The sequence below is a fragment of the Williamsia sp. Leaf354 genome (assembly GCF_001424365.1).
Taxonomy (GTDB): domain Bacteria; phylum Actinomycetota; class Actinomycetes; order Mycobacteriales; family Mycobacteriaceae; genus Williamsia_A.
Genome location: NZ_LMPL01000005.1, coordinates 948,577 through 955,528, shown reverse-complemented (window position 1 = coordinate 955,528; position 6,952 = coordinate 948,577). Strand labels below are relative to the sequence as shown.

Annotated in this window: 6 protein-coding genes; 2 read left to right on the top strand and 4 right to left on the bottom strand. The window is 68.2% G+C overall.

Features of this window, described 5'->3' with window-relative positions:
* Positions 1-196: 196 nt before the first annotated feature.
* From ASG12_RS21000 to ASG12_RS20985, 4 genes are all read right to left on the bottom strand, one after another.
* A complete protein-coding gene (locus ASG12_RS21000; RefSeq protein ID WP_055793763.1) occupies positions 197-1,168 on the bottom strand; it encodes an aldo/keto reductase in 972 nt (323 codons plus the stop codon).
* Positions 1,169-1,254: 86 nt separating this feature from the next.
* A complete protein-coding gene (locus ASG12_RS20995; protein ID WP_156378211.1) occupies positions 1,255-1,887 on the bottom strand; it encodes a CsbD family protein in 633 nt (210 codons plus the stop codon).
* A 185-nt stretch (positions 1,888-2,072) separates the two neighbouring features.
* Entirely contained in the window at positions 2,073-2,951 is an 879-nt protein-coding gene (locus tag ASG12_RS20990; protein ID WP_055793760.1) for a MaoC/PaaZ C-terminal domain-containing protein, read from the bottom strand.
* Between the two features lies 1 nt (position 2,952).
* Positions 2,953-4,362 carry a 3-oxoacyl-ACP reductase gene (locus tag ASG12_RS20985; protein ID WP_055793759.1) on the bottom strand — a complete coding sequence of 470 codons (1,410 nt, stop codon included), beginning with the start codon at positions 4,360-4,362 and terminating at the stop codon, positions 2,953-2,955.
* A gap of 84 nt (positions 4,363-4,446) precedes the next feature.
* Here ASG12_RS20985 and ASG12_RS20980 point away from each other — a divergent pair, with 84 nt between their 5' ends.
* The gene (locus ASG12_RS20980) at positions 4,447-5,763 is read left to right on the top strand and encodes an acetyl-CoA C-acetyltransferase (protein ID WP_045821313.1); all 1,317 of its coding nucleotides are present in this window, start codon (positions 4,447-4,449) and stop codon (positions 5,761-5,763) included.
* Between the two features lie 189 nt (positions 5,764-5,952).
* Positions 5,953-6,831, top strand: a complete 879-nt coding sequence (locus tag ASG12_RS20975; protein ID WP_055793758.1) for a siderophore-interacting protein — start codon at positions 5,953-5,955, stop codon at positions 6,829-6,831.
* The last annotated feature ends 121 nt before the right edge of the window (positions 6,832-6,952 follow it).

Below are 6,952 nucleotides of genomic sequence, written 5' to 3'. Positions count from 1 at the left end.
CCGGCGGCAGCGTGAACCATGTTGCCCAACAACGCGTTCACCGGCGCAGCGACGTGATCGGTGAGCAACCCCACCGACCCCGCATCCACCCCAGCCCAACCCCCGTCGACCATGCGTCAAGGCTAGAACAGGGGTACGACAACTCCCTGAGACGCGACGGGCCACGCCTGTGGATCGAGCAACGGGCGAGGCCTTGTCAGCGCTCGATCATCTGCATCTGGGCCTCGTTGTGATGGGCGCCGGCGGCGGGTGGGAGTGAGTCGAGCCGCTGGAGTTGGTCGGCGGTCAAGGTGATCTCGTCGGCGCCGACGTTCTCCTCCACTCGCTCGCGTCGCTTGGTGCCCGGGATGGGCACGATGTGCTCGCCGCGCGAGAGCAGCCAGGCGAGCGCAACCTGGCCGGTCGTCGCGCCGACCTCCGCGGCCACCGCCTCGACGATCCCGACCAGTTCGAGGTTGCGCGCGAAGTTCTCGGCGACGAAACGCGGGTTGTCGGCGCGGAAGTCGTCGGACGCGATCTGATCGACGGAACGGATCTGGCCGGTGAGGAACCCGCGACCCAGCGGCGAGTAGGGCACGAATCCGATGCCCAACTCGGCCAGCACGGCGAGGACGCCGTCCTCCGGATCGCGCGTGAACAACGAGTACTCCGACTGCAGCGCGGTGATCGGGTGGACGGCGTGTGCTCGACGGATGGTGCCGGCGCTCGCCTCGGACAGTCCGAGGTACCGCACCTTGCCCTCGGCGACCAGTTCGGCCATGGCACCGACGGTGTCCTCGATGGGCGTGTTCGGGTCGACGCGGTGCTGGTAACAGAGGTCGATGTGGTCGACGTCGAGCCGGCGCAACGAACCCTCCACTGCTGCGCGAACATTCGCGGGGCTGCTGTCGGCGCCGTCGCCGCCCTCATGCGAGATGAGGCCGAACTTGGTGGCCAGCACGACCGCATCGCGATGCCCCTTCAGAGCGCGACCGACCAACTCCTCGTTGATGTACGGCCCGTACACCTCGGCGGTGTCGATCAGTGTGACGCCGAGTTCGATGGCGCGATGAATGGTCCGGATCGACTCCTCGTCGTCGCTGCCCGCTCCGCCGTAGCCGTGGGACATGCCCATGGCGCCGAGTCCGATTCGTCCTACTTCGAGTTCCCCGAGTGTGGTTGTCCGCATGTCCCCGTTGTACTCCGCTGCGCCCGAACGCGAAACGGCGCCGCTCCCGGGTTGGGGAGCGGCGCCGTTCGTGGCGAACGAAAGAGTCAGCGGCGCTTGATGATGAACGCGGCGACGATGCCGGCGATCACGGCGAACACACCGGCGAGCAGTGCCGGGTTCGTGGCGGCCTTCTCGACGTCGTTACTGTCGATGCTGCGGATGTTCGACGCCACCTTGTCGGCGACCTCGTTGACCTTCTTCTCCGCGTTCTCGGCGACGTCCTTGGCCTGGGCCTTCGCGTCCGCGGCGGCATCCTTGGCCTTGTCGGCGACCTCAGACGCCTTCTCCTTGGCGTCATCGGCGGCGCTCTCGGCCTTGGCCTTCGCGTCGGCCGCGATGTCCTTGGCCTCTTCCTTGGTGCCCTGGGCGGCGTCCTTCACCTGACCGGCGACGTCCTTGGCCTGAGCCTTCGCATCGGCAGCGGCGTCCTTGGTCTTGTCGGCGACCTCGGAGGCCTTGTCCTTCGCCTCGTCGGCCACATCGCCGGCGGCGTCGGCAGCCTTGTCCGCGGCGTCGGAGACCTTGTCGCCGGCCTGCTTGACCTTCGCGCCCGCCTTGTCGGTGGTGCCCTCGGCCTTGAGGTCGTCGTTGCCGGTGGCGTCACCGACGGCCTTCTTGGCCTCGCCGGCAACTTCCTGCGCCTTGTTCTGGGCCTTGTCGATGAAATCTGCAGCCATGGGAATCCACTCCTTTGTGATCACCGGGCCCGCTGGGTGTCGAGCCGCTCGTAGTACTTGTCTGTTCAGTCGTAACGGACAGCCGATATGCACGAACTCCCCACCGTGATACGTATCACGGTGGGGAGTTCGGCCCGCTCACTGCGTTCCCGGCGCCGGGCGAGGAGTTCGGCCAAAGAAGAGGCTCAGCCTCGCAGTGTGCCCGTCAGGTGCGGGTAGCCCTTGCTGCGGTTGAGGACGGACACGTCCCAGCCGCCCTCGGTCGTGTCGACGTAGCCGTTGACCTTTGCCGGGAGCAGGATCGGCTTGCCGAACTTCGCCTCGTAGGTCACCTCGTCGGGGAGGTAGGCCTCCACGTTGGCGAGCACGGCGGCCGCGGTCCACATGCCGTGGGCGATGGCCCGCGGGAACCCGAACGCCTTCGCGGTGAGGTTCGCCATGTGGATCGGGTTGCGATCACCGCTCGCCGCGGCGTACGAGCGGATGCGCCCGAGATCAACCGCCAGCGACACGTCGGGCGCCGGGGGACGGTGGTCCTTCGGCGGCGTCGACTTCGGTCCGCCCGACAGCGACGTGCGCTGCTGCTTGAGCAGTGTCGAGGTCTGCTCGGTGACGAGCTCGCTGCCGACGCTGATACGGCTCACGATGTCGACGAGCATGCCCTTGCGGTGCTCACGGAGATTCTCGGCGTGCGTGGCGATGCTCAACGGCTCACCCAGCGCGATCCGACGAACCCGCCGGATGCGGTTCTCGAGGTGCACCGATCCGACAGCGCCGAACGGGAACGCCGGGGCGACCATCGTCTGCATCATCAGCGGGAACTGCGCGACGAACGGGTAGGTGAGCGGGAGGTGCTCACCGAACTGCTGCCCGGTCGCGGCGCAGTACTGACGCACCTTCTCGGCGTCGGTCTTCAACGACGTCACCGTGTAGACGGTGTCGGGCAGGGTGGCGTCGGGACGTACCGAACCGCCCTTGCCGATACCGGGCAGCATGCCCAGCACCGCGCTGCGGTAGACGTCGGCGGTCGCCGGGAGCGACTTCAGTGCAACGGTGTTGGCCATGTCAGGCGCCCAGCAGAGCCTGGCCGCACACGCGGACCACGTTGCCGGTGACGGCCGACGACGCCGGGTTGGCGAAGTAGGCGACGGTCTCGGCGACATCGACGGTCTGACCACCCTGCTGCAGCGAGCTCATCAGGCGGCCCGCCTCGCGGGTGGCCAGCGGGATCGCGGCGGTCATGGCGGTCTCGATGAACCCGGGCGCCACGGCGTTGATGGTGATGCCCTTCTCGGCGAGGACCGGCGCGTACGCGTCGACGAGGCCGACGACGCCGGCCTTCGAGGTGCCGTAGTTGGTCTGGCCGCGGTTGCCCGCGATACCGGCGATCGACGAGACGTCGATGACGGCACCGCCGGACTTCAGTGCGTCGGCGGCGACGAGGTCGTCGACGAGCTTCTGCGGCGCGATGAGGTTGACGGCGATGACCGAATCCCAGCGTCCCGCATCCATGTTCGCGAGCAGCTTGTCGCGGGTGATGCCGGCGTTGTTGACGATGATGTCGAGGCCGCCGTGGCGCTCCTTGACGTGCTCGGCCAGCTTGGTGCCCGCGTCGTCGGCGGTGACGTCGATGGGGAACGCGGTGCCGTTGACCTTGTTGGCGGTCTTCGAGAGCGCCTCACCGGCGGCCGGGATGTCGGCCACGATGACGTGCGCGCCGTCACGGGCGAGGACCTCGGCGATGGTGGCGCCGATACCGCGCGCGGCGCCGGTCACGACCGCGACCTTGCCCTCGAGCGGCTTGTCCCAGTTCGCGGGGGCGGTGGCCTCGTCGGTGCCGACGCGGATCACCTGGGCGTCGACGAAGGTCGACTTTGCCGAGAGGATGAAGCGCAGCGTCGACTCGAGACCCGACAGGCCGGTCGAGGCGCCGGGCGCGACGTAGACCAGCTGCGCGGTCGAACCCTTGAGGAGCTCCTTGCCGAGCGAACGGGTGAAGCCCTCGAGCGCGCGCTGGGCGACCCGCTCGTTGGGATCGGTGATCAGCTCCGGGGTGGTGCCGATGACGATGAACCGCGCGCAGGGCGTGACCGACCGCATCACGGGGTTGAAGAACTCGTAGATCTCCTTGAGGTCCTTCGGCGAGGTGATGCCGGTCGCGTCGAGGACCACGCCACCGAACTTGTCGGCCGACTTGCCGGTGGTGTTGTTGCTGATCACCTCGTAGTCGGGCGTCGAGAGCATCTCGCGCAGGGGCTCGATCAGACGTCCCGAACCGCCGAGCAGCACCGGGCCGGTCAGCGCCGGGTCCGACGGCTTGTAGCGACGCAGCGGCGGCGGGACCGGCAGACCGGCCTGCTTGGCGAGGAACGCGCCGGGAAGAGAGTGAACGAACTGCGAGTACAGGCCGGTGTTTGCCACGTCATGACTCCTTGTTGGTTTGGTTTTTCCCCACCCCACCCTGCGTGTGCGCATTGGCACCCGGCGGGGTTCGACAAGTAACTTACTCGCGAGTAAGAATACGCTATAGCTTCCAACCGACACCCGGGGAGATCCGCAGTGGCAACAGCAGCAAAATCCAAGACCAGCGCCGCCAAGGCGAAGACCGTGCGGCCCGTCGCGATCGTCGGCGGCAACCGCATCCCGTTCGCACGGCAGAACAAGGCCTACGCCAAGGCCAGCAACCAGGACATGTTCACCGCGGCCCTCGACGGCCTGGTCAGCCGGTTCAGCCTGCAGGGTGAGCGCCTGGGTCTCGTCGCCGGCGGCGCCGTCCTCAAGCACTCGCGTGACTTCAACCTGATCCGCGAATCGGTGCTCGGCTCCTCGCTGTCGCCCTACACCCCGGCCATCGACGTCCAGCACGCGTGCGGCACCGGTCTCTCCGCGGTGTCCCTGGTTGCCGACGGCATCGCGACCGGCAAGTTCGACGCCGGCATCGGCGGCGGCGTCGACACCACCTCCGACGCCCCCATCGCCGTGTCCGAGCCGCTGCGCCAGGCCCTGCTGGAGGTCAACCGCGCCAAGAGCACCGCCGATCGTGTGAAGGGCGTTCTCGCACTGCTGCCCAAGCTCGGCATCACGATCCCCCAGAACGGTGAGCCGCGTACCGGCATGTCGATGGGCGAGCACGCCGCCATCACCGCCAAGGAGTTCGGCATCAAGCGCGCCGATCAGGATGCGCTGGCCGCCGCGAGCCACCAGAACATGGCCAAGGCCTACGACGAGGGCTTCTTCGACGACCTCATCACGCCCTTCCTCGGTCTGACCCGCGACGAGAACCTCCGCGCCGACAGCACCGTGGAGAAGCTCGCGAAGCTCAAGCCGGTCTTCGGTGTCGGCCTCGGTGACGCGACCATGACCGCGGGCAACTCGACCCCGCTCACCGACGGCGCCTCGGCCGTCCTGCTGGCCTCCGACGACTGGGCCGCGGACAAGAAGCTCCCCGTCCTGGCGCACCTCGTCGACGTCGAGACCGCCGCGGTCGACTACGTCAACGGCCCCGACGGCCTTCTGATGGCCCCGACCTACGCCATCCCGCGTCTGCTCGAGCGCAACGGCCTCACCCTGCAGGACTTCGACTTCTACGAGATCCACGAGGCGTTCGCCTCGGTCGTGCTCTGCACCCTCGCGGCGCTCGAATCCGACGAGTACTGCAAGGGCCGGCTCGGACTCGACGCCGCCCTGGGCTCGATCGACCGCAGCAAGCTCAACGTGAAGGGTTCCTCGCTCGCCGCGGGCCACCCCTTCGCCGCCACCGGCGGCCGCATCGTCGCCCACACCGCGAAGATGCTCCACGCCAACGGCGGCGGCCGCGCACTCATCTCGATCTGCGCCGCCGGTGGTCAGGGCGTCACCGCGATCGTCGAGGCCTGATCGTCACGCACGAATAGTCGCAGGTCACCGGGCCGGGAAAAATTCTTTTCCGTATGTGTAACGCCCGGCCCGGTGCCCTCGATATCCCACATAGCTTCGGCTGAGCTGCCAGACCCCCGACCCGGCAGCTCGGCCGAAGTTTTTTTGTGCCCCGTGGCGACGAATCCGACTTAGGTTAGCCTTACAGGCATGGGAACAGTGTTCGGCGCCGTCGTCGCCATCTCCGACCCCGCCCCGCGTATCCGTCGCCTCGTGTTCGACGTGCCGTCGCTCGCCGATCTCGGACTACCCGGCGACGGCGACGACGCGGTCGGGATCTACTTCCCCGAACCCGGGAAGATCGCACCGCCGGCGATGGAGTGCCGCGACGGCGTCTGGGCCTACTTCGATCCCGACACCGCCCCGCACGGCCGCAACTACTCGATCCGCACCGCCGGCCCCGGACCACGCCAGATCACCGTCGACATCGTGCTCCACGAGCGGGGGATCGCCAGCGACTTCGCGCGGTCGGCGTCGATCGGCGACCAGGTCGTCCTCGCCCACGCCCGCAGTTGGTACCACCCCGACCCCGCCGCGCAGTGGCAACTCCTCGTCGCCGACCTGTCCGGTCTGCCCGCCCTCGCTCGGATCATCGAGGAGTGGCCCGGTGACACGGAGGGGATCGCGATCGTCGAGGTCGCCGACGAGGCCGACCTCGCCTACCTGCCGTCGCATCCCGATGTCACCCTGATCACCTCGGTCGGCACCGGCAACGGTTACGCCGCCGGTGCGCTGGCCAACCGCATCCGCTCCCTCGAGCACCCCGCGGGACGCGGCTACTGCTGGTTCGCCGCCGAGGCCTCGGAATCGCGCGCGGTACGCAAACACCTGCGCCGCGACCACAACTGGGCACGCGAGCAGTACGACATCATCGGCTACTGGCGCTTCGACTCCGAGACCTGGGACGAAAAGTTCGAGTCGATGAGCGACGAACTGGTCGCGGTGTACTCGCAGGCCCTGGCCGACGGCAAGGGCGACAAGATCGCCTCCGAGGAGTTCGACCTCGCGCTCGAACGCGTCGGCCTCTAGCCCGCGTGGTCGCCACGTTCGACCCTCCCGATCTGACCGCCGAGGGGGTCGCGCCGCCGGACGCCGCCCTGACCCGCAGGCGCTGGATCGGTCTCCTCGTCATCGTCGCGAGCCTGGTGGT